At 73.1% G+C, this 21,443-nt stretch carries 18 protein-coding genes; 9 read left to right on the top strand and 9 right to left on the bottom strand.

Annotated elements, in window-relative coordinates; all coding sequences use genetic code 11:
- Nucleotides 1–66: 66 nt before the first annotated feature.
- Entirely contained in the window at nt 67–1,932 is a 1,866-nt protein-coding gene (locus DWB68_RS05155) for an AMP-dependent synthetase/ligase (RefSeq protein WP_233548625.1), read from the top strand.
- A 70-nt stretch (nt 1,933–2,002) separates the two neighbouring features.
- On the opposite strand, the gene DWB68_RS05150 is transcribed toward DWB68_RS05155, so the two are convergent.
- Nucleotides 2,003–3,172, bottom strand: a complete 1,170-nt coding sequence (locus tag DWB68_RS05150; RefSeq protein WP_119424072.1) for a TIGR01906 family membrane protein — start codon at nt 3,170–3,172, stop codon at nt 2,003–2,005.
- A gap of 65 nt (nt 3,173–3,237) precedes the next feature.
- Nucleotides 3,238–3,576 carry a DUF3499 family protein gene (locus DWB68_RS05145; RefSeq protein WP_325048542.1) on the bottom strand — a complete coding sequence of 113 codons (339 nt, stop codon included), beginning with the start codon at nt 3,574–3,576 and terminating at the stop codon, nt 3,238–3,240.
- Between the two features lie 121 nt (nt 3,577–3,697).
- Here DWB68_RS05145 and DWB68_RS05140 point away from each other — a divergent pair, with 121 nt between their 5' ends.
- Entirely contained in the window at nt 3,698–4,195 is a 498-nt protein-coding gene (locus DWB68_RS05140) for a metallopeptidase family protein (RefSeq protein ID WP_147391582.1), read from the top strand.
- Nucleotides 4,196–4,213: 18 nt separating this feature from the next.
- Here the strand turns inward: DWB68_RS05140 and DWB68_RS05135 are convergent, their stop codons facing one another.
- Genes DWB68_RS05135 through DWB68_RS16600 form a run of 3 tightly spaced genes read right to left on the bottom strand, consistent with a single transcriptional unit; the run spans nt 4,214 to nt 9,935 of the window.
- The gene (locus DWB68_RS05135) at nt 4,214–5,812 is read right to left on the bottom strand and encodes a DUF5719 family protein (RefSeq protein WP_119424069.1); all 1,599 of its coding nucleotides are present in this window, start codon (nt 5,810–5,812) and stop codon (nt 4,214–4,216) included.
- A complete protein-coding gene (locus tag DWB68_RS16380; RefSeq protein ID WP_267896931.1) occupies nt 5,809–9,405 on the bottom strand; it encodes a glycosyltransferase family 2 protein in 3,597 nt (1,198 codons plus the stop codon). The genes DWB68_RS05135 and DWB68_RS16380 overlap by 4 nt, the downstream gene beginning before the upstream one ends.
- Nucleotides 9,405–9,935 (bottom strand): WhiB family transcriptional regulator, encoded by a 531-nt coding sequence (locus DWB68_RS16600; protein WP_119424067.1) that lies wholly within the window; start codon nt 9,933–9,935, stop codon nt 9,405–9,407. The genes DWB68_RS16380 and DWB68_RS16600 overlap by 1 nt, the downstream gene beginning before the upstream one ends.
- 202 nt (nt 9,936–10,137) lie before the next feature.
- Here DWB68_RS16600 and DWB68_RS05120 point away from each other — a divergent pair, with 202 nt between their 5' ends.
- A complete protein-coding gene (locus tag DWB68_RS05120; protein ID WP_147391581.1) occupies nt 10,138–10,851 on the top strand; it encodes a TIGR03089 family protein in 714 nt (237 codons plus the stop codon).
- Nucleotides 10,852–10,913: 62 nt separating this feature from the next.
- Here DWB68_RS05120 and DWB68_RS05115 read toward each other — a convergent pair whose 3' ends face one another.
- Complete coding sequence (locus DWB68_RS05115; protein ID WP_325048541.1) at nt 10,914–11,555, bottom strand: GtrA family protein; 642 nt, start codon at nt 11,553–11,555, stop codon at nt 10,914–10,916.
- Between the two features lie 232 nt (nt 11,556–11,787).
- Between DWB68_RS05115 and DWB68_RS16595 the strand changes: the two genes are divergently transcribed.
- From DWB68_RS16595 to manA, 4 genes are all read left to right on the top strand, one after another.
- Nucleotides 11,788–12,936, top strand: a complete 1,149-nt coding sequence (locus tag DWB68_RS16595; RefSeq protein ID WP_233548624.1) for a 5-(carboxyamino)imidazole ribonucleotide synthase — start codon at nt 11,788–11,790, stop codon at nt 12,934–12,936.
- Nucleotides 12,937–13,020: 84 nt separating this feature from the next.
- Nucleotides 13,021–13,554, top strand: coding sequence for a 5-(carboxyamino)imidazole ribonucleotide mutase (gene purE, locus DWB68_RS16590; RefSeq protein WP_233548623.1), 534 nt, complete (start codon nt 13,021–13,023; stop codon nt 13,552–13,554).
- A complete protein-coding gene (locus DWB68_RS05105) occupies nt 13,551–15,233 on the top strand; it encodes an LCP family protein (protein ID WP_119424065.1) in 1,683 nt (560 codons plus the stop codon). The genes purE and DWB68_RS05105 overlap by 4 nt, the downstream gene beginning before the upstream one ends.
- Before the next feature lie 51 nt (nt 15,234–15,284).
- Complete coding sequence (gene manA, locus DWB68_RS05100) at nt 15,285–16,487, top strand: mannose-6-phosphate isomerase, class I (RefSeq protein WP_119424064.1); 1,203 nt, start codon at nt 15,285–15,287, stop codon at nt 16,485–16,487.
- Between the two features lie 103 nt (nt 16,488–16,590).
- Here manA and glpX read toward each other — a convergent pair whose 3' ends face one another.
- On the bottom strand, nt 16,591–17,613 hold the full coding sequence (glpX, locus tag DWB68_RS05095; protein WP_119424063.1) for a class II fructose-bisphosphatase: 1,023 nt from the start codon (nt 17,611–17,613) through the stop codon (nt 16,591–16,593).
- Nucleotides 17,614–17,793: 180 nt separating this feature from the next.
- Here glpX and DWB68_RS05090 point away from each other — a divergent pair, with 180 nt between their 5' ends.
- The gene (locus DWB68_RS05090) at nt 17,794–18,495 is read left to right on the top strand and encodes a DUF4245 family protein (RefSeq protein WP_119424062.1); all 702 of its coding nucleotides are present in this window, start codon (nt 17,794–17,796) and stop codon (nt 18,493–18,495) included.
- A gap of 127 nt (nt 18,496–18,622) precedes the next feature.
- Nucleotides 18,623–19,228: a carbonic anhydrase gene (locus DWB68_RS05085; RefSeq protein ID WP_119424061.1), complete on the top strand. Its 606-nt coding sequence runs from the start codon at nt 18,623–18,625 to the stop codon at nt 19,226–19,228.
- Between the two features lie 75 nt (nt 19,229–19,303).
- Here the strand turns inward: DWB68_RS05085 and DWB68_RS05080 are convergent, their stop codons facing one another.
- Both DWB68_RS05080 and DWB68_RS05075 read right to left on the bottom strand, forming a co-directional pair.
- Complete coding sequence (locus tag DWB68_RS05080) at nt 19,304–20,419, bottom strand: adenylosuccinate synthetase (protein WP_119424060.1); 1,116 nt, start codon at nt 20,417–20,419, stop codon at nt 19,304–19,306.
- A 2-nt stretch (nt 20,420–20,421) separates the two neighbouring features.
- Complete coding sequence (locus DWB68_RS05075) at nt 20,422–21,423, bottom strand: hypothetical protein (RefSeq protein WP_119424059.1); 1,002 nt, start codon at nt 21,421–21,423, stop codon at nt 20,422–20,424.
- Between the last annotated feature and the right edge of the window lie 20 nt (nt 21,424–21,443).

Genomic DNA, 21,443 nt, shown 5'->3' with positions numbered 1-21,443 from the left:
CACTCGGCGGGCCGCTCGCGCCCGCCCCACCCTTCGTCAAGCATCGCCCACTCCTGGAGGAGAACCGTGCAGGAGTTCAGCGCCCCCCTCGAGGCCACGCTCCCGGCCTCGTACAACACGACCGATCTGCTACTGGATCGCGAGGGCCAGGTGCCCGCGTACCCGGTCTACACGGTGCGCGACGAGGTGCATTCGACCTGGGTGGACGTGAGCGCCGAGGAGTACCTCGACCTCGTTCGTTCCCTCGCCCGCGCCCTCGTGGCCGACGGCCTCGAGGAGGGCGAGCGCGTGGCCATCATGAGCCACACGTGCTTCGAGTGGGCCCTCATCGAGCAGGCCATCTGGTTCGCCGGCGGCGTGAGCGTGCCGATCTACGAGACCTCCTCCGCCTTCCAGGCGCAGTGGATCCTCGAGGACTCCGGCGCCCGCCGCGTCTTCGTCGAGAACCATGCCTGCGCCGCCATCGTGCGCCGCGCGGCCAAGGACGCTGGCGTCGAGGCGCGCGTGTGGCGCATGGACGAGCCGGAGCTCGACGGCGTGCCGGACGCCTCCTGGGTGCCGCTCAGCGCCGGCGTCTCGGCGCTCGTGGCCAGCGGCCGCGCCTCGGCCGTGCCGCTCTCCGAGATCGAGCGCCGCCGCTCGCGCCCGGGCCTGGCCGACGCGGCCTCCCTCGTCTACACCTCCGGCACGGTGGGCCGCCCCAAGGGCTGCATCATCACCCACGCCAACTTCTCGCTCGTGGCCGTCAACCTGAAGGTCTCGATGGCCGAGGTGGTCCCGGCCGGCTCCCGCACGGCCCTCTTCCTCCCGCTGGCCCACGTCTTGGCCCGCGCCGTGCAGCACGCCTGCGTCTTCACTGGCACCACGGTGGCGCACACCTCCACCGCGCGCGTGACGCAGGACCTTCCGGCCATCAAGCCCACGTGGCTGCTGGCCGTGCCCCGCATCTACGAGAAGCTCCAGGCGGGCGCGCTCAACCAGGCCGAGGCCACGGGCAAGGGCGGGCTCTTCCGCCGGGCGCTCGAGGTCGCGGTGGAGCACGGCAAGGAGCTCGACGCGAAGGGCCGCGGCGAGGCCGTCAAGCGCCGCCCGTGGCTCGCTGCCCAGTACGCGCTCTTCAACAAGCTCGTCTACCCCAAGCTGCGCGCCATCGTGGGCGGCGACGTCAAGTGGACCATCTCCGGCGCCTCGCCCCTGAACCCCGAGCTGGCGGCGTTCTTCGACGGCATCGGCCTGGGCGTCCTCGAGGGCTACGGTCTCACCGAGACCACCGCGCCCGCCCTCGTCAACCGCCCCGGTGCCGCGCGCCTCGGCACGGTCGGCACGTGCATCCCGGGCACCACGGTGCGCGTTGCCGCCGACGGCGAGATCCTCCTGAAGGGCATCGGCGTCTTTGGCGGCTACTGGAACCGCGCCGACGCGACGGCCGAGGCCTTCGACGCCGACGGCTTCTTCAAGACCGGCGACCTCGGCGAGCTGGACGCCGACGGCTACCTCAAGGTGACGGGACGCAAGAAGGACATCATCGTCACGGCCGGCGGCAAGAACGTCTCCCCTGGCCCGCTCGAGGAGATCGTCCGCGCCGGGCGCACCGTGTCCCAGTGCGTGCTCATCGGCGACGACCGCCCCTTCGTCTCCGCGCTCGTGACGCTCGACGCCGACGAGCTGGGGCCGTGGGCGTCCGCCAACGGCCTCTCCCCCGCCCTCACACCGGAGGAGGCCTCCAAGGACCCCCGCGTGCAGGCCGAGGTGCAGACCTACATCGACGCGGCCAACCGCACCGTCTCCCGGGCGGAGGGCATCCGCAAGTTTGCGGTGCTCCCCGCCGACTTCACGGAGGCCGACGGCCACATGACGGCCTCCATGAAGGTCCGTCGCGGCGCCGTCGCCAAGGACTTCGCCGAGGTCGCCGAGGCGCTCTACCCGCGCTGAGCCTGCCAGCAACGAGCAACGGCCCGGCCCCCTTCAAGGGGGCCGGGCCGTTGCTCGTTGAGGCGTGGACTCAGTCGAGGCGGAACTCGCGCTTGGACTGGGTCAGCGCCGCGCGCTCGCGACGGGCCTGCGTGGGCCAAGTGAAGACGATGAGCAGCACGCAGGCGAGCAGCACGAGCGAGCCGAGCACCACGGCCGCATCGATCCAGAACTGCGGCGGGTACAGGCGGATGAGGGTGTCGTCCAGGTAGAACTGCCAGTTCCCCTGCGAGAAGAAGAGCTCGTGGAAGCCCGTGAAGAAGCGCTCCCAGCCGATGGCGCCGAGCACGCCGAGCACGCCCGCCAGGCCGAGCGTGACCCACGCGCCGGCGAAAAGCCCGCGGCGCACGCCGCCGGCCCAGCGCGAGCGCAGGATCAGCAGCGAGACGATGATGACGATCGCCGCGATGCTCGCGAGCAGGTAGAGCAGGTGGACGAGCGCCTGGACATCCGCCATGTGCGCCACCTCCTCGACCTTGAAGAGTCGCGGCTCGCCGAGCGTGCGGACGTCCTCCGGCACCACGAGGCCGCCGAGGTAGTCGGGGCCGGCGAAGGAATTGAAGTAGTTCAGGCCGTAGGAGCCGTACACCATGCGCTGCTCGTCGCTGAAGCCGAAGGCATCGGACGCGAAGCCGGGTCGGTGGTATTCGATCCACAGGAAGGCCCCGGAGGCCACGGCGCGCACGGCGAGGGCCAGGAGCACGAGCGGCGTGAGGATCGCGACGACCCACTGCAGCACGCGCGGCAGCACGGGCTTGGACTCCAGGGACGCGCGCAGCGTCTCCTCCGCCGGGGCGTCGTCTCCGCCCTCGAGCGGGTTGCCCAGGGGGGAAGCGCCCGACGCTGCCCGGGCATCTTGGGCGCCCGTCGCGTCGTCGTTCTTCACGCCACGCGGCAACACGGCGGTCGCCGCCGTGGGCGCGGCGGAGGCTGCGGCCGAGGGCTTCGAGACGGCCGGCGGGGCGATGATCGAGGTCGCGGCCGCGGGCTCCTGCGGCGCCACGACGGGCACCGCCTCGGTCGCCGGGGATGCCGCCGCCTCGCGCTCGGCGCGGCTGGGGGCGGCGGGGGCCTTCGGTGCGGCCGCGCCGGGATCGGCGTTGAGGGCGCCGGGTACGTAGCCGTCGCCGTCGAATTCCTCCGACTCCCACCATTCCTTGCCGGAGGATGCGGGCTGAGCGCCCTGATCGTTCTGGCTCATGCTGTCCTTACCCTTGGCTTGGCTTCGAGGGATACCGGCGGCGGCGCGTCAGCGCCCGCGGCTCGTCAGTGCTCGTCTGGAACGAGGTGCAGGCCGGGCTTGGCCGGCGGGGGCGCGTCGTCGCCGCCGAGGCGCTCGCGCGTGCGGCGCGGCGAGAGCCGGTCCACGGTGTCGGCGTCCCGCTTCTCGGCCTGGTGCAGGGCATCGGCGAGGGCGTAGACGTCGTCCCGATCAAGGGTGGTGACCGGTTCCGGGATCGCGAGGCGCACGATCTCCCAGCCGCGCGGCGCGGTGAAACGCTCCACGTGTTCGGCGCAGAAGTCGTAGGCGTGCGGCTCCGGCAGGGTGGCCAGGGGACCCAGCACCGCCGTGGAGTCGGCGTAGACGTAGGTCAGGGTCGCCACCGCCACGCGGTGGCACCCCTGGCGAGAGCACAATCGTTGGGAATCCACGCCCCTCAGACTACTCGGTCGGGCCGCCGCGCCCCGGGCTCGAACCGCCGGGCGGACGCCTAAACTGGTGCCCGTGCCAGCCCGCTTCTCTCTCGACCCCACCCCCGCCCGGCCCGCCGTGGCCCGCGCGGGCTCCGGACGGCGCCGCGAGCGCCGCGGCCGCACGGGGCGCGGCTCGCTGCTGCCGCCCATGGTCCCGGCCTGGGCCACGCGCCAGGAGCGCTTCGAGGACCTCGTGGCCGACTCGGCCGCGCGGCTGCAGGAACGCTGGGGCTCGCGGATCGACGCGATCAGCTTCGACGTGGCGCTCGTGCCGGACGAGGGAAGCCTCGTCCGCGCAGCCGCCCGCGATGAGGCGCCGCCGCTCGGCAGCGTCCTGCGCGGCGGGCGCAAGCAGCGCCAGCGCATCCTCGTCTTCCGCCGCCCCATCGAAACGGTGGCGGGTTCGGCCGCCGCCGTCCCGTGGCTCGTCCACGACGTCGTCGTGGAGCTCGTGGCCGAGGCGTTTGGGCTGCCGCCCGAGGACGTGGATCCGGGTTACCGGGGCTCGGCCCCGGACGACGGGCACTGACCCGGCGCCGGGGACGTCCTACGGAAGGAGCTCCACGCGGGCCGAGGCCGGTGCGTCCGGCAGCTCCTGCGGGACCAGCGCCGCGGTCTTGGCATCGCCGTCCTCGGTCAGCAGCGAGGCGTATACGCCGCCCGCGCTGGCGCCCAGCCGCAGGCCCACGGCGCCCTTGAAGTCGGAGACCTTCACGGTGGCCGTCTGCCCGGCCTTGATCTCCACGGTGCGGGATTCACCGACCGTGCCGTCCGCGGCCACGGGTGCCAGGACCACCTTGGAGTCCTCCTCCGGCGCCGCGAGGTGCAGCCAGCCGGTGCCCACCTCGGGCAGGGCGACGAGCTGGTCGGTGCTCATCTCCTCGACGCCGGGGATGTAGGCAACGTCCACCGGCTTGGCGGGGTCGGTGCCGCGCAGGATGCGGGCCGAGGCGACGATCGACTCATTGGCCTCGGCCACGAGCGTGTAGTTCCCGGCCGGCAGGGAGGCCAGCGGCACGTTGAGCACGGCGTTCTTGCCGATCTGCACGTCCTTGGCCACCTCGGTGCGGGTGCCGTCCGCGGCCAGCGCGGTCACGGTCGCCGTGGCGCCCTGGCCCGAGGTATCGCTGAGCTGGACCTCGGGGAGCTCATCGCCGGCGTCCTCCGAGCTGCCGACCTTGCTTGCCTCGGTTGCTCCGAGCACCTGCACGCCGGGCATGACCTGGCGGGTGGAGGGGGCGGCGCCGGCCGACATGACGTCGATGCCGCCCGGTCGCAGGCCGCGCAGGATCGCCTGCGAGAGCGTCGCCGACACCGGCGCGCCGCTCGAGCTCACTCGTACGGTCACGGCCGGCTCGTCGCGGGCGGTGCCGCCCACGTTGATGCTCTTCGTGGCGCCGGGTTCGAGCGTGAAGTCCTGGATGGCGCCGTCGGTGGCCACGCCGGCCGTGGTGCGCACGCTGACCTGGACGCTCGCGGTCGTCTTGGCTGGATTGCTCACGAGCAGCACGGAGGTATGCCCCAGCGTCGTCGAGGCGCCCGTCAGCCACGTGACGTTCGCGGGGGCCGTGCAGGCCTCGGTCGCGAGGCCCGTCAGGTCGCCGTCGTTCTGGTTGATGGTGCGCGTGGCGGCGGCCGGCGAACGCAGGCCCCCGAGCGATTGCACACGCAGCCACAGCGCGTCGTCGAAGCGGCGCTGGCTCTCCACGAGCCCCTTGGCGCCGGAGAAGCCGTCGCTCGCGGCGGTCAGCTCCTTGGCCGCCTCCTCGTCGCTCAGGCGCTCGTGCAGGCTCGCGAGCGTGCGGTCGTTGCTGAGCAGCTCGGCGCCGGGCAGGCGCTGCGCCTGATCGCCGAGCGCGATCGAGCGCACGGTGGAGGCGGCGGTGGCGGCACCCGGGCCGTAGGCCGCATCCGGGGACTCCCCGCCGCCCACGCGGTGCAGGGTCGGGGCGCAGGCCAGCACGGTGTCGCCGGCGGGCATCGCCGCGGCCGGCACCTCGACCGTGGTGGTCTTGGCCGGCCAGAGCTCGGAGCCCACGGCGGCGGCCGCGGTCCCGGCCACGAGGAGCGAGCCGCTCAGCACGGCGAGGGCCGCGCGCGAACGCCGCCGATCCGCCGCCTGGGGGCGATCCTGGGGCGTGCTCATGCGTCCTCCTGCCGGTGGGTGCCGCGGTAGGGCTCGGGTTCGGTGTCCGTCTCGCTCGCCGGCGCCGCGGCGGCGGTCTCGGCCGCCGGCGCCGGCCGCACGTCGGCGTCCGATTCCGGCTCCGGCACCGCTTCGGGTGCCGCTTCAGCTTCCGGCGCGGCGTCGGCTTCCCGCACGACGTCGGGCTGAGGCCGGGTCACGGACGCGGCGTCGCCCTGGGGCTCGTCCGGCTCGTCGCCGGACGTCGCCGCGGCGGGCTGGGGTTGCGCGGAGGGCTCGGCGACGGACTCGGGGACGGGCTCGGCGTCCGGCGCCTGCGCCGCCGCCTGTCCGGCGTGCCGGCGCTGCGCCACGGAGGGGCGGTAGACGCGCTGGGCGCGGGCGTCGGCCCGCCACGAGCGCGGCACCGGAACCACGGAGAGCAGGCAGAGCGCGAGGCTCAGCGCGAGCGCCAGGAGCCACCACGGGCTCCACCAGCTCGCGTAGCGGACCTCGAGCACGCCGCCGCCCTGGGGCAGCTCGAAGGCCTGCGCCCAGCCGTTGCTCGTGGGCGTGAGCTGCTGGCCGTTGAGCGTGGCCTTCCAGCCGCTGTCGAGGGACTCGGAGAGCACGAGGGTGCGACCCGCCGCCCCGGAGGGCAGCTGCGCGCGCTCGACCGTGGAGCCCTCGCTCTCGATGAGCCGCTCGGTCTTGCCCTCGGCGTCGAGCACGCGCACGCGTGCCGTGGGCGAGCCGGCCTGGGCCTGGACGTCGTCCTCGCCGTCGGCCGGGCGCACGCGCCAGATCCAGGCCTCAGCGTCGCCCGCGCGGCCCACGGCGGAGAGGCCGGGGACCGTGTCGAGCGTCTTGGCCAGGACATCGGCGCCCGCGCCGTCGGCGGCGAGCACCACGTGTGAGACGGCGAGCCGGGCGAGTTCCGTGCGGGAGTCCAGCTGCTCGCCCGAGGCCAGGGTGGCCACGACGGAGCGCACGGCGGCGGCGCCCGCCGGCTCCGGCGCGAGCGAGGCGTGGCCCGGCAGCCACGCGGGGCCGCTGAGCTTGGCCGCCGCGGCCACGGCGGAGAGCTGTTCGAGGCGCAGGCCGTCGCCCGAGACGAGCGAGGCGGTGAGCGCCCCGTCCTGGTCGGCGCGCAGGACGAGCGTGCGCTCGGCGTAGCGGCCCAGTCCGCGATCCGCGGCCGTGGCGGGCAGCGCGCGACCGTCGCTCGGCTCCACGAGCTGGCGCGTGGGGAAGGCCGCCGCGGACTCGCCGCTCACGCGCGGCAGCACCCAGAGGGCGGCCGAGGCGAGCAGGGAGAGCGTCAGCACGGCGCTGAACACGCCGGCGACGGCGCGGGCCGGGCGGGCGAGGGAGGCGCGCACGAAGGCCTCGCGCTGCACCGCGGCCGCGACGAGCACGCCGAGGGCAAAGACGGAGACGAAGCTGCCCGTGTACGGGTGGAGCAGCTCGGAGCCGCTGAGCTGGGCGTCGAGTCGCGAGGCGGCCGAACCAAGAACGAGAACGAGCAGGCCCACGAGCACGGCGACGCGGGCGACGCTCGTCCCGCCGGCCGGACGAACGAGCGCGAGGAACGCGAGCACGCCGAGCGGGACGGCGATGAGCGCGGCCACGGCGAGGGCCAGGGGCCAGCCGGAGAGCGCCCCGAGGAACGGCAGGGAACCGAAGGTGTCGAAGCCCAGCGGCCAGCCGAGCATCTGCTGCCACAGCGGCGCAGCGTCTGCTTGCAGGGCCGCGCCGGGCTGGACGAGCAGCACGCGCGGATCCCGCACGGCCGCCACGAGCAGCGGCAGGCAGGCCAGCACGGCGGGGAGGGGAATCCAGAACCAGCCGCGGGCGCGGCGGGACACCGCGGCGCCGACAAGGCAGAGGAGCAGGAGCGGGGCGAGGAGCAGCGGCTCGGCCGCGGCAAGCACCACGCCGAGCGCCGCGGCGCAGCACGTGGCCACCCAGGAGGGCAGCCCGGCGCGGCCGGGGCCAGGCGCGAGGGAGAGCCCCTCGCCGCGGGCGGCGCCGACGGAGCGCACGAGCGCCAGGGCGAAGAGCGGAAGCGCGACGTGCACCACCGCCGCGCCCGGGCGGCCCTGGGCGAGCGCCAGTTGCAGGGAGGGCGCGAGGGCCCAGAGCACGGCGCCCAGGAAGCGGAAGCCGGGGCTGCGCGTCAGGGCGCCCAGCAGGAAGAAGGCGCCGAGCGCGGCGAGCGGCATGGCCAGGACGTACAGCGCCACGGCGGCCGCCTGGGGGTGTCCGAAGGACAGCACGCCGGAGAGCCACACGAGCAGGGCGAAGGGATCGGCCGGGCCGGCCTGGCCCGTGCCGAGCTCGCGCCACCCGGAGGTCGCGGCCGTGAACAACTCGCCGAGGTCCTTGCCCGGGGCGATGAGCGCGCCGCCCGCCGCCGCCTGGGCGCCGAAGACGCGGTGCAACCCCAGGAGGGAGAGCCCCGCGGCGATCGCGATCGCGAGCAGGCCAGCGCCCGTGGAGCCGGCTGTGCGCGGCCCGGCCTCCACGGCGTCGAAGTCGTCGTTGCCGCCGCTCGCCTCCGGCGCGGGGGCGGAGCCCAGCCCAGCCTCCGCCTCGGCCTTGGCGGCGTCGCGCAGCGCCCTGGCCCGGTCCCGGACCTTGTCCGGCGGGGCGAGGAGGGAACGAACGACGGCGCGGGGCACGCTTTGGCTCGCGCGCAGGCGCTTGCGGCCGGCGGCCAGCGGCCCGGCGCGCAGCACGCCCGTGCCGCCCGCGCCGAGATCGATGACGGCGCCCGCCGGATCCTTGGCGATGAGCCGGCCGATGGCCTTGCCCACGCCGGCGATCATCATCCACACGGACAGGAACGGCACGGCCCAGGCCGGGGCAAACTTCAGGCAGGAGTAGGCGGCGGCGCGCTCCACGGCGCGCGGGCCGGACACCGCCTCGACCGCGTCGGGCTCGTGCAGCACCTTGGCGGCGGGAACGAGGATGACGCGGTGCCCGGAGAGCCGGGCGCGGCGGCAGAAGTCGACATCGTCGCCCACGCCGGGCAGCGCCGGGTCGAAGCCATCGAGCTGCTCGAACACATCGGCGCGCACGAGCAGTCCGGCCGAGTTCACGCCCAGGACGTCCGAGACGTCGTCGTACTGGCCCTGGTCCACCTCGCCCGCGGCCACGGCGTTGAAACGCCGCCCGGAGCGGGTCATGGTCAGGCCAGCGTCCAGGACGCGGTCCGGACGCCGTGCGTCCATCTGCTTGGTGCCGGCCACGGTGACGGACGGCGCCTTCTCGATGGCCTCGAGCAGCGTCTCGAGCGCATCGGGCGCCGGCGCGGCGTCGTCGTGCATGAGCCAGAGCCAGCGCTCCGTGCCGGCTGGAGCGACCGGGGCCGCGTCAACGCCGCGGCGCACTGCCGCGCCGAAGGCGGCGCCCGGGGCCTCGAGCACCGTGGCCGAGCCGGGCAGGCCGGCGGTGAGCAGGGCGCGGCTGGAATCCTTCGAGCCCGCGTCCACCCCCACCCAGGCGTCCGGCACGCGGCTCTGAGCGCGCAGGGCGCTCAGGGTGCGGGCAAGGAAGGGCTCCCCGTCGTGCGAGACGACGAGGACGGTGACGTACGCGGTGCCAGGAATCAGTTCGCTCGCTTCCGGAGTCGACGGCGCTCGCGCTCGGAAAGGCCACCCCAGATGCCGAAGCGCTCGTCATTGGCGAGGGCGTACTCGAGGCATTCGGAGCGCACGGTGCAGGAGGCGCACACCTTCTTGGCGTCGCGCGTAGAGCCGCCCTTCTCGGGGAAGAACGCCTCGGGGTCGGTCTGGGCGCAGAGCGCCTCGGTCTGCCAGCCGAGCTCGCCCTCGTCCTCGGCGCCGGGGAAGCCGGGCACGGGGAGCCAGACGCGGTTCGGCGCGGGCTGGAGCTCCTCGTCGGGGAGGAGCCCGGCGTCCGCCAGGTCCTCGTCGGGGAGGAGGCGCAGGAGCGCGGGGGCCTCGCTGTGGCTCTCCAGGAAGGCGGTGGCCGCGTCCTCGAGGGAGCGACCCGCCTCGTAACGCTCGGCGGCGTCCGGATCGGCCGGGTCAAGGAACCAATCGGCCGGTACGTTCCTGGGCCGGGCATTCTGGGGCTCGGCGGCGGTCACTGCGCCCTTGCGTACGACGTTCCCCATGGTTCTGAACCCTTCGTCAGTGTGCTTTCACGTAACACCGAGTAGGCCGAATCCCGTTCCCCTCGGTTCCGGCCACCGTGCTGTGGTGGTCATGCACCCGGCGTCACACCAGTAATTACACTGGTGTAAGTCGGGGGCGTCAAATGTCTGTTCACGAATGTGGCACCAAATTCCCCCAAAAATCGAGATTCTGGAGGAATTCATGCCGACGATGTCCCGCGCCGACGGCGCCGGAGCCGCCCTGCTGCGCTGGGCGGCCCAGCGCGCAGCGTCCACCAGCCCCGCCCTCGTGGATCTCTCGCTGGAGCCCGCGCGCATCGAATTGAGCGGGCGCGTGCTCGTGAATTGGTGGGCCAAGAATGCCGGGTTGCTTGATGCCGAATGGGGCATCGGTCCGGGTTCCCGGGTGGCAGTGCAGGCCCCGGCCCACTGGCGCGTCCTCCCGCTCGTGCTCGCGGCCCTCTCGCTCGGGGCTCAGGTGGGCCCCGCCGATCTCGAGGACGCGGATCTGCTCATCACGACCGACCCCGCCTCGCCGGAAGCCGCGGCACACCCCGAGGTCCTCGCCGTCACGACGGCCGCCCTCGCGGTGAGCTTCGGGGCACCGCTCCCGGCCGGCGCGGTGGATCACGCGGCCGAGGTCAGGGCCTATCCGGACCGCCTGCTGGCCCAGCCTGGCCAGGCGGACGCCGCGGCGTGGGAGCACGACGGCGCGGAGCTGACTTTGGGTGAACTCCTCGCCGGGGGCGAGGACGGGGAAGGCGCGGCGCTCGAGGTGCCGGCGCAGGCCGGTCTGCTGGCCGCGCTCACCGCGCTGCTGCGCTCCGGCGCCGCGGGATCGGTGGTGCTCGCGCCCGAGGGTGGGCTGAGCGAGAGGCTGCGGGCCCAGGAGCGTGTCACACGCTCCCTGGCCTGAGCCGCGACGGCGTGCGGGGTGCGAACCCCCGCCGCCTCGGGCGGCCCGGCGCGGCCGCTTGCTTAGGCCTCGCCGGAGCGGCGCGCGGCGTCGGCCGTGAGCTCGGCCTCCGCCTCGTCCGTGAGCGGGGCGTCCGGGTCGAAGCCGGCGGCACCCTGCAGATCGCGGGCCACCTGCAGGGCCTCGGCCTCGACGACCGGGATGGCGCCCGTGGGCTCGCGCTTGAGCAACTCGTGATCGCCCTTGAAGGCCTCTTCCTCGTCCATGACGTCGTTGAAGACCCAGAAGCGGTAGGCGAAGTAACGGAAGATCGTGCCGAGCACGAGGCCCACCACGGAACCGGCGATGAACAGCGCGGTCTTCGAGTCCAGGTGCAGCACGTACTTCGTGAAGGCGACACACCCGGCGGCGATGAGCAGGCCGATGGCGTTCATGACCATGAAGAGCGTCACCTCGCGCCCCATGTTCGCCTGCTTGCGGTGACGAAAGGTCCAGTAGCGGTTGGCGGCCCACGAGAAGATCGAGGCGACCACGGTGGCCCAGCCCTTGGCCCAGACCTCACCGGAGTGCATGGGGCCGTTCATGAGGTAGAGGTAGATCCCCGAGTCGATCACCCAGGCCACGGCCCCGACCACGCCAAACTTGGCGACCTCGCGCCACAGCATCTGGATGAGGCCGATCAGGCGCTGATACAGCTTGTTCACTCGAGTCCTTCGTCAATTCCCTCGTAGTGGGCCGCAGATGGGCACCCCAGGTGCCCCGGCCCGGCGCCGACAGCTCGCGGCGCAACGCCCCATCCTAGCGCCGTGCCCGCCCCGAACGGGTCGCGGCGGGTACTCCTGCCGCACAAGACCCAGGCAACACCCAGGCGCGTTCACAGCCCCCTCGCCGCGTAGCGCGGCCACGGCGGCGGCCTCGTTTCGCTAACCTGGTGGGGTGACTAGCCCCAAAATCGGCGTCATCGGCGGCGGACAGCTCGCCCGGATGATGGCCCCCGTTGCTCTGAACCTCGGCATCGACCTCTCCATCCTGTGTGAGTCTGCCGACGTTTCCTCCGCCCGCGCCGTGGCCACCGCCCCGATCGGGGACTACAAGGACCGCGAAGCGGTGCTGGCCTTCGCCCGCACCGTCGACGTCGTGACCTTCGACCACGAGCACGTCCCGCAGGACCTCCTGCAGGAGATGGAGGCCGAGGGCATCGCGGTGCGCCCCGGCTCGCAGGCGCTGCGCCACGCGCAGGACAAGCTCGTCATGCGCAAGGCGGCAGAGCGCCTCGGCCTGCCGAACCCGCGCTGGGCCGAGGCCGCAACGGTCGAGGACGTCCTGGCTTTCGGCGACGAGATCGGTTGGCCCATCGTCGCCAAGACGCCGCGCGGCGGCTACGACGGCAAGGGCGTGCGGATCGTGGAGCGCAACGAGGCCGAGGGCGTCGCCGAGTGGATGCAGACCAGCACCGTGCTGCTCGAGGAGAAGGTGAACTTCTCCCGCGAGCTCTCCGTGCTCGTGGCGCGCCGCCCCTCCGGCGAGGTGCGCGCCTGGCCCATGGCCCACACCATCCAGGTGGACGGCGTGTGCGACGAGGTCATCGCCCCGGCCCAGGACCTCTCCCCCGAGGTGCAGGCCGCCGCCGTGGAGACCGCCACGTCCCTGGCCTCCGAGCTCGGCGTTACCGGAGTGCTCGCCGTCGAACTCTTCGAGGTGCCCGGCCGCGCGCCCGGCTTCATCATCAACGAGCTGGCCATGCGCCCGCACAACACGGGCCACTGGACGCAGGACGGCGCGGTCACGAGCCAGTTCGAGCAGCACCTGCGTGCCGTGCTGGATTGGCCGCTCGGTGCCACGAATCCGCTGGCCGGCCCCACCATCATGAAGAACTACCTGGGCGGGGCGAACCAGGATCTGCACGCTGCCTTCCCCGCGGCCCTGGCCGCGGAGCCCGAGGCCAAGGTGCACATGTACGGCAAGTCGGTGCGCCCCGGGCGCAAGATCGGCCACGTGAACCTCGTGGGCGCCCCCGGCGCCGACGTCGACTCCCTGCGCGAGCGCGCCGGCCGCGTGGCCGGCATCATCCGCGACGGCGCCTGAGCGCCGTGACGCCGTGCGCTGGTCGGGGCTCCCGCCCAGCGCACGGCACCGACCCACCCACTTCAAGGCAAGGCATTGCAAGGCATGAGCTCCCAGAACACCTCCCCACGCGTCGGCATCGTCATGGGGTCCGACTCCGATTGGCCCGTCATGGAGGCCGCCGCCGACGCGCTCGACGAGTTCGGGATCGCCTACGAGGTGGGCGTCGTCTCCGCCCACCGCATGCCCCAGCAGATGATCGATTACGGCAAGAGCGCCCACGAGCGCGGCCTCGACGTGATCATCGCGGGCGCCGGCGGTGCCGCCCACCTGCCGGGCATGCTCGCCTCGGTCACGCCCCTGCCCGTCGTGGGTGTCCCCGTGCCGCTGAAGTACCTGGACGGCATGGACTCCCTGCTCTCCATCGTGCAGATGCCCGCCGGCGTGCCGGTGGCCACGGTGTCCATCGGTGGCGCCCGCAACGCCGGCCTGTTGGCCGCGCGCATCCTCTCCGCGGGCCGCGACGAGGAGGCGGCACGCCTGCGCGCCGCGCTCGTCTCGTTCTCGGAGCAGCTGCGCGAGGTCGCCGAGGCCAAGGGCGCGGCGCTGGCCGAACGACGAGGCGGCGCCAGCGCATGAGTCCTTCCCTGCTCAACCAGGACGATCCGCTCCGGCACCCGGAGGAGTCCAGCGCCCCCACCCGCACCAAGCGGGCGTGGACGCTGTGGCTGCTCACGCTGCTGGTACCGGGCGGTGCCCAGGTGGTGGCAGGGAACAAGCGCCTCGGGCGCGCGGCGCTCACCGTCACGGTGGCGTGCTGGGCGCTCATCGTGGCCGCCGTGGTCCTGCTGCTCGTCAAGCGCAGCTGGCTCATCTCGCTCGTGGCCGACTCGACGTTCCAGCTCGTGGGCGGCATCGCCCTGGCCCTGCTGGCGCTCGGCTGGCTCGCCCTCTTCCTCAACACGCTCGCCATCATCCGACCGGGGCTGCTGGCCCCGGGCATGAAGGCCATCGTGCCCACGGCCGTCGTCGCCGCCATGGTGCTGACCTCGGGATCGCTCGGCTACGGCAGCTACGTGCTGCTCAAGGGCCGCGACGCGCTCTCGGGCATCTTCGCCTCCGGGCCGCCCATCGAGGCCGTGGACGGGCGCTACAACATCCTGGTCATGGGCGGAGACGCCGGCAGCGACCGCATCGGCCTGCGTCCTGACTCCTCCGCGGTGTGGTCCATCGACGCGGCGAGCGGCCGCACGGCCGTCATCTCGATCCCCCGCAATCTGCAGAACGTGCCGTTCCCGGATAACTCGCCGATGCACAAGATCTACCCCAACGGCTTCAACTGCGGCGACGAGTGCATCTTCAACGCGATCTATCCCACGGTCGCCGAGAAGCACGCGGACCTGTACCCGGGCCAGGACGCCGGCGCCGAGGCGACCAAGGAGGCGGCAAGCGCCGTCACCGGGCTCACGGTCCAGGCCTACGTGGTGGTGGACATGGGCGGCTTCAAGGACCTCATCGACGCCATGGGAGGCGTCACCATCACCTCGGGCGGCTGGGTCCCCTACAACACCAAGAAGCCGTGGCCCGGCACCACCATCAAGACCCACTGGTTCGCCCCGGGCGAGCACCACTTCACGGGCAACCAGGCGCTGTGGTTCGCGCGCTCGCGCGACTTCACGACCGACTACCACCGGATCCGCCGCCAGCAGTGCCTGCAGCAGGCCATGATCAATCAGTTCACCCCGCAGACGCTGCTGACCAAGTTCACGGGCATCATGGACACGGGCAAGCAGATCGTTCACACGGATCTGCCACAGGGCCAGCTCGGCGACTTCGTGAACCTCGCGGACATGGCGCGCAAGAACGCCTTCCTACGGCTCACGCTGGGTGCCCCGGACTTCGGCACGGCGGCCGACAAGTTCTCCACCTTCCCCGACTACGAGCTCATCCACACGCGCGTCGACGCGCTCGTGGAGAAGGCAACGGACGCCGGCGCGAAGGCGGCCAAGGAGGCCCAGGCCTCCAAGAAGGCGCAGGCCTCGCAGAAGGCGAGCGACTCCGCCAAGGCCTCCGGCTCGGCCTCGAGCTCGGCCAAGGCTTCCTCGACTCCGAAGGCGTCCTCCGACACCGGCTCCACGGTGGACGAGAACGACGGCGAGAGCACCCTCAAGAACCACGACGACGTGCCCACCACCCAGCCCAACGGCTCCCCCATCGACGAGGACTACCTCGTGCGCCTGGAGAAGTCCGGGCTCAAGTACAACCTCGACCTCATCTCGCAGATCGCCCAGAACAACGACGCCTGCACCGCCGGCTGATCAGCGCCGATCACCGCCCCCCGGACCAGGCCACTTTTACGGAAGAGACGCATGGACAAGCTGAGCACGACCATTCGGGACTATGCCTGGGGGTCAACCACCTCCATGGCCGAGCTCTTCGGCCGCGAGGCCTCTGGCTCCCCCGAGGCGGAGATGTGGATCGGCGCCCATCCGGGCGCTCCGAGCGTGGTGGAGCCGAGCGGCCTGCCGCTCGACGCCGCCATCGAGGCCGACCCCGCGGGAACGCTCGGCGCGGAGGTGGCGCAGCGCTACGGGCGGCTGCCCTATCTCCTGAAGATCCTGGCCGCCGCGGCCCCGCTCTCGCTGCAGGTGCATCCCACGCTGGAGCAGGCCGCCGCCGGTTTTGCGTTCGAGGAGGCGAACGGCCCGGCCATCGACGCGCCGGATCGCAACTACAAGGACGATCAGCACAAGCCCGAGATGATCGTGGCCCTGACGGCCTTCGAGGCGCTCTCCGGCTTCCGCCGCCCGGCCGAGGCCGCCGGCGCGTTCGCGTGGCTGGCCGCCGCCGTGGACGAGCGCGCGGCCGCCGCCGCGGCGCAGAATCTCACGGCGGCGCTCACCGCCGGGGACCTGGCCCCCGCCGTGGCGCTGCTCCTGGGCGACGGCGAGGACGTGCGCCGCCTCGCGACGCTCGCTGCCCGCGCCGTGGATGCCGCCCCCGACGCGGCGGCCGCCGCCGACGCCTCCCTCGGCCTGCTCCCCCGCCTGGCCGGCTTCTACCCGGGCGACACGGGCGTGCTCCTGGCCCTCATGCTCAACCTGGTCTCCCTGCGCCCCGGGCAGGCCATGTCGCTGCCGGCCGGAAACATCCACGCCTACCTTCACGGCACGGGTGTGGAGATCATGGCGAATTCCGACAACGTCCTGCGCGGCGGGCTCACGCCCAAGCACGTGGACGTGCCCGAGCTCCTGAAGGTCGTGCGCTTCGAGGCCACCGAGCCCCACGCGGTGGAGCCGGAGCAGCTCGCGGAGGGCCTGGCCGTGTATCGCTCGGGCTTCACCGAGTTTGATCTCGGGTTGCTCACCCACGCCGCCGCCCCGGTGACCCTGCCGGCGGGCGGGCCGTGCGCCGTCGTCGTGGTCTCTGGATCCCTGACCCTGCGAGCTGGCGGCGCCGAGCTCACGCTCGGCCCCGGCGAGAGCGCCTTCGTCGAGGCGAACGACGCCCCGGCCACGGCGGAGGGCGACGCAGCGCTCGAGGCCTACGTGGCCTTCACGCCGCTGAGCTGAGGCCCCGCCCGCCGCGGCGGGCACCCACGCCATGCACGACGGCGGCGCCCCACCTGTTCCAGGTGGGGCGCCGCCGTCGTTGGTGGTGCGTTCCTTCCGCGCGTCAGCGCGTGAAGGCCTCCCACTTGCTGGCCTGGTGCTCGGCCTCGACCATGCGGACCGTGCCGGACTTGGCGCGCATGACGAGCGACTGCGTCACGATGCGGTTGCCGCGGTAGCGCACGCCCTTGAGCAGATCGCCGTCGGTGATGCCCGTCGCGGCGAAGTAGCAGTTGTCGGTCGTGACCAGGTCGTTGGTGGTCAGGACGCGGTTCAGGTCGTGGCCGGCGTCCAGCGCCTTTTGCTTCTCTTCCTCGTCCTTGGGCCACAGGCGGCCCTGGATGACGCCGCCGAGCGCGCGGATGGCGCAGGCGGTGACGATGCCCTCGGGGGTGCCGCCGATGCCCATGAGGGCGTCGACGCCGGAGTCGGGGCGGGCCGCGGCGATCGCGCCGGCGACGTCGCCGTCCATGATCAGCTTGGTGCGGGCGCCGGCCTCGCGGATCTCGCGAATGAGGCCCTCGTGGCGGGGGCGGTCCAGGACCGTCACGGTGACCTGGGAGACCTTCTTGCCGAGGGCCTTGGCGATGAGCTGGATGTTCTGCTTGACCGGCAGGCGCAGGTCGACGAACTCGGCGGCGGCGGGGCCGACCACGAGCTTCTCCATGTAGAACACGGCGGAGGGGTCGAACATGGAGCCGCGCTCGGCGACGGCCAGGACGGAGAGGGCGTTGTTGACGCCGAGGGCGGTCAGGCGCGTGCCGTCGATGGGATCGACGGCGACGTCGACCTCCGGGCCCTCGCCCGAGCCGACGTGCTCGCCGTTGAAGAGCATGGGGGCTTCGTCCTTCTCGCCCTCACCGATCACCACGACGCCGTTGACGTTGACGGAGCCGAGCATGGAGCGCATGGCATCCACGGCGGCGCCGTCGGCGGAGTTCTTATCTCCCATGCCGACCCACGGGCCGGAGGCGATCGCTGCGACCTCGGTGACGCGGACCAGCTCGAGCGCCAGGTTGCGGTCCGGCTCGGCATCGCTAACGGACAGGCGCGGGGACAGGTGCGAGTAGTCGTGTTCGACGGTCACGGGTTTCCTCTTCAGGCAAGTGGGCGCGTGGCGGCCATTGCCACCACACCGTGCGAGGCCATTCTAAGCGCTCGGCGCGGCCCGGGCCGGGCGGGGGTGACGAAGACGACGCCGCACTGTGGCTAAGGTCCGACCGCCGGCGCTTTAGGTCTGCGCGCGCGGGTGCGGAACAATGGGTGGGTGCCGCAGAACGATTCAGCCCCCCTCAGCCAGCCGAGCGTCGAGCCCGTGGAGCCCGCCGCGCCCGCCGAGCCCGCCGTTGAGGCACCGCGAGCCCCGCTTCCGGGCGAGCCCGGCTTCAAGGCCCCGCTGACCGAGAAGCAGCTCAAGCGTGCCAATCAGACCATCAAGGGCATGTTCATCTCGGTGGGCCTGACGCTCGCCGTGGTGCTTCCCGTGGTCTTCCTGAACCCCGGCAGCTCCAAGGACACCTACGACCGCCAGCACGTGGACCAGGCGGCCGTGGCGCAGGCGGCGCAGCAGAACATCACCACCCAGGGTTTCAAGGCCCTGAACCCTAGCTGGCCGGATGGCTGGTACGTCAACCGCGCCACCTGGAACGCAGGCGCGGCCGACGGCGTGGGCTACTGGAGCCTGGGCGTCATCAAGGGCGACACCCACTACGGCGAGGTGCTGCAGACGGACGCCGCGAATCCCTCGTGGATCTCCCTCGTGACGGACGGCTCGCTCCCCACGGGTGCCACGCGCCAGATCGACGGCGTCGCCTGGGAGGAGCGCAAGTTGCCGAGCGAGAAGAAGCCCAAGTCGCTGCTCGTCACCGAGATCGACGGCTACACCTACATCGTGCGCGTCGACGGCGGCGACGAGGACTTCATGGGCGAGCTGGCGACCCTCGTGCAGAAGGCGGCCCCTGGCCGCTGAGCGCGGCCCATCGAGCGACAGGCGCCCGCCGCCCCTCCTCACGGGAGGGACGGCGGGCGCCTTGGCGTTGCGTCACGTCGGCGCCATCGCTCGAAGAGCGGGCGGCCCCGGGCGTAATCTGGGGCGCATGAGCGAGACCCGCACCCTGTCCCCCGATGAGGCCCTCAAGACCCTGCTCGATGGCGCCGAGCGCGCGCGAGCCGGGCGCCCGGAGCGCCCGCGCACCTCCGTGGATCACCGCACCGTCCTGGCCGGCGGCCAACACCCCATCGCCGCCGTGCTCGGTTGCTCGGACTCGCGCGTACCCATGGAGTTCGCCTTCGACGCCGGCTACGGCGATCTGTTTGCCGTGCGCACCGCCGGCCACACCCTCGGCGAGACCGTGGTGGGCTCCGTGGAGTTCGCCGTGGCCGAGCTTGAGGTTCCGCTCGTGCTGGTCCTGGGCCACACCTCGTGCGGCGCCGTCACAGCCGCCGACCACACGCTGAGCACGGGCGACACCCCCGGCGGCTCGGTCGCCTCGCTCGTCGAGCGCATCCTGCCGTCCGTCATCGCCGCCCGCAACGCCGGCCACACCTCAGTGGACGAGGCCGTCTCGGTGCACACGGCGCGCACCGTGGAGCGCCTGCGCGAGGCCTCCACCGTCCTGGCCGAGGCCGAGGAGGCCGGGCGCCTGAAGATCGTGGGCGCCGTTTACGACCTTGCCACGGGCGCCGTGCACGTGGTGCTTTGAGCCCCATCGCCCTCGAGGGCCCGTCCCGGATCGTCCGGGGCGGGCCCTCGCGCGTTGAGCGCCGGCCCGCGCGAGCTACGGTGCCCGGCGGTCCCCGCGACCCGGCCCGTGCGCCACGAACTCAACGGGCCCAAAGTCGCCGATCCCCGCCCGCCCGGCGATCGTGACGAAGGGGTCGAACACGTCCAGGTGCGAGACGCACAGCGCGTCGACGCCGCTGGCCCGCACGGCCCACTCGATCACTTCGGGATCGTGGGCGCCCGTCCTGAACGCCCCCTGCGCGCCGTCGTCGGGATTGTCCGGCTCGGCCGGTGCGAAGGGCAGGGCGCCCTCGCCCGGCAGCGGGCCGGCCCCGTGGCGCGTCGAGTACGTCCGCAGGCAGCCGAACGCCCGCACCTCCCCGATCCCTGCCGCCGCGGCGAGGCGGCGGGCGTTCGCGGGCGTGGTGGTCGACCACGTCGTGTGGGGCTGGGCCCCCAGGTTCTCGTCCAGCCCAAGCCCCTGCGCCCCCTCGAAGACCGTGTACCCGCTTCCCAGCTCCTCCAGGAGCAGCTCGGTGGGAAGGACCAGGACCCCGCTCGCGGCGAGCGCCGAGCGCATCCGCGCGGCCACGTCGAGCAGCTCCGTCTCCCCCGGTTCCACTGCCAGCAGCCCCCGCGCCCCGAGGTGATCGCGCAGCGCCAGCAGCCCGGCCAGGAGGGCGTCGACCGAACCAAGATCGCCGGCCCGCAGCACGGGCAGGCCGGCGTCGCTGAGCGCCTCGGAGGCGCCGATGGTCTCGCCGAAGCCCGTCCCGGTGGTGCCGTGCGCGCCCGCGCCGCGGGCGGCCTCCCTCGCCAGGTTGGCGGCGACGTGCAGGGGTGTCGTCAGGAGGGCGTCCTCGCTGACGCTGAGCCGGGGCGTCAGCCCCAGCCCCCGCAGCGCCGCGGCCTCGGCCGCGGCCGGGCCGGGGGCGAAGGTGCAGCGCGGGCCGATCCACCCCGGCACGCCGGCGAGCGTGCCCGAGGCGAAGGTGGAGAAGGTGTGCTTGAGGCCTCCAGCCACCACGGTGTGGGCGGCCTGGCCCCCACCGTTGAAGCGCACCACCCGGTCGGCGAGCCGGGCGCCGCGGGTGCTCAGGTAGTCGACCGCCGCTCCCTTGCCCTCGTCGCCGAAGCCCAGCCCCACCACGATGTCGGCCCGCGCGCCCATGGCTAGCGACCTCCCATCGAATCGAAGGACCGGCCGCGGCCCGGGCCCAGGGCGAGCGGGGCGCGGGTCGCGCCGCCCGCCCGGCCCGCGCCGCCCGCCCGGGCCGACCGGGCGGCGTTGGGCACCACGCCCCACGCTCCCCTGGCCTCGAGGTCGTCCCTGACCTGGTCCACGCCGCGCCCCTCACACACGCCGACCACGGCGGCGATGGTCTCGGCGATCATCTCCGGATCCTCGACGTCCACGATGGCCTCGCGCCCGAACAGCTCCGAGTAGAAGCTCCGCGAACCCTGCGAGCGGGCCGCCCAGTTGTCGATGAGCAGCACCTTGACGTCCCAGCGCTCGCTCACGTCACGCGCGATGGAGTGCACATCCAGGGGCCCGAGCGGCCGGCGGTCGCCGATCGCGTCGGCCACGTGCCGGGCGGAGATCGGCACCTGGATCTCATCGGCGATAAGGAAGAGGTAGCCGCGCTTGCCGCGCTTGTCCCACGCGTCGGTGGCCGTGTGGTGGGCCAGGTAGTACATGAGCAGCTGGCTCGTCTCGCCGCCGTTGCCGCCGCCACCGCCCTCCAGGTAGAGCCGGTCGAGGTTCTCGTCGATGCGGTTGTCCGACTCGAACTGGCTGATCTGCAGCGGGACGTCGTCGCAGACGGCGTCGCCGTAGGTGGCGATCGCGATCTGCGGGTCGGTGGCGTAGCCGTTCTCCACGAGCAGCTCGAAGAGCGTGGCGAGCTTGCGCTGCACCGTCCGCGGCACCGAGCCCATGGACCCGGTCGAGTCGAAGCCCACCACGATCGGCGTGGAGAGCGGGTGCTCGGCGCTGTCGCGCGACTCCCTGACTCGCAGCCCGAGGCCGTTCGGCAGCGAGGGGTCGAGGCTCGGGTGCGGGCCGCTCGCCCGGCCCGAACGCACCTCGGCGTCGTAGCCGAAGGTCGCCCCGGCGCGCAGGCGCGCCCCCGTCACCCGGTTGTACGTTGCGTTGCTCCAGAATCCCCCGCCCATGACGGCCTCCTTGAGTTTTG

Origin of the sequence: Galactobacter valiniphilus (genome assembly GCF_003575975.1) — a bacterium.
Taxonomy (GTDB): Bacteria; Actinomycetota; Actinomycetes; order Actinomycetales; family Micrococcaceae; genus Galactobacter; species Galactobacter valiniphilus.
This window is presented reverse-complemented; position numbering and strand designations above follow the sequence as displayed.

What these genes read in the sequence shown, in the direction of transcription:
- DWB68_RS05075 (WP_119424059.1), bottom strand. Translation starts at nt 21,423, where the DNA reads ATGGGCGGGGGATTCTGGAGCAACGCAACGTACAACCGGGTGACGGGG.
- DWB68_RS16600 (WP_119424067.1), bottom strand. Translation starts at nt 9,935, where the DNA reads ATGGGGAACGTCGTACGCAAGGGCGCAGTGACCGCCGCCGAGCCCCAG.
- purE (WP_233548623.1), top strand. Translation starts at nt 13,021, where the DNA reads ATGAGCTCCCAGAACACCTCCCCACGCGTCGGCATCGTCATGGGGTCC.
- DWB68_RS05085 (WP_119424061.1), top strand. Translation starts at nt 18,623, where the DNA reads ATGAGCGAGACCCGCACCCTGTCCCCCGATGAGGCCCTCAAGACCCTG.
- DWB68_RS05150 (WP_119424072.1), bottom strand. Translation starts at nt 3,172, where the DNA reads ATGAGCCAGAACGATCAGGGCGCTCAGCCCGCATCCTCCGGCAAGGAA.
- DWB68_RS05105 (WP_119424065.1), top strand. Translation starts at nt 13,551, where the DNA reads ATGAGTCCTTCCCTGCTCAACCAGGACGATCCGCTCCGGCACCCGGAG.
- DWB68_RS05120 (WP_147391581.1), top strand. Translation starts at nt 10,138, where the DNA reads ATGCCGACGATGTCCCGCGCCGACGGCGCCGGAGCCGCCCTGCTGCGC.
- DWB68_RS05080 (WP_119424060.1), bottom strand. Translation starts at nt 20,419, where the DNA reads ATGGGCGCGCGGGCCGACATCGTGGTGGGGCTGGGCTTCGGCGACGAG.
- DWB68_RS05135 (WP_119424069.1), bottom strand. Translation starts at nt 5,812, where the DNA reads ATGAGCACGCCCCAGGATCGCCCCCAGGCGGCGGATCGGCGGCGTTCG.
- manA (WP_119424064.1), top strand. Translation starts at nt 15,285, where the DNA reads ATGGACAAGCTGAGCACGACCATTCGGGACTATGCCTGGGGGTCAACC.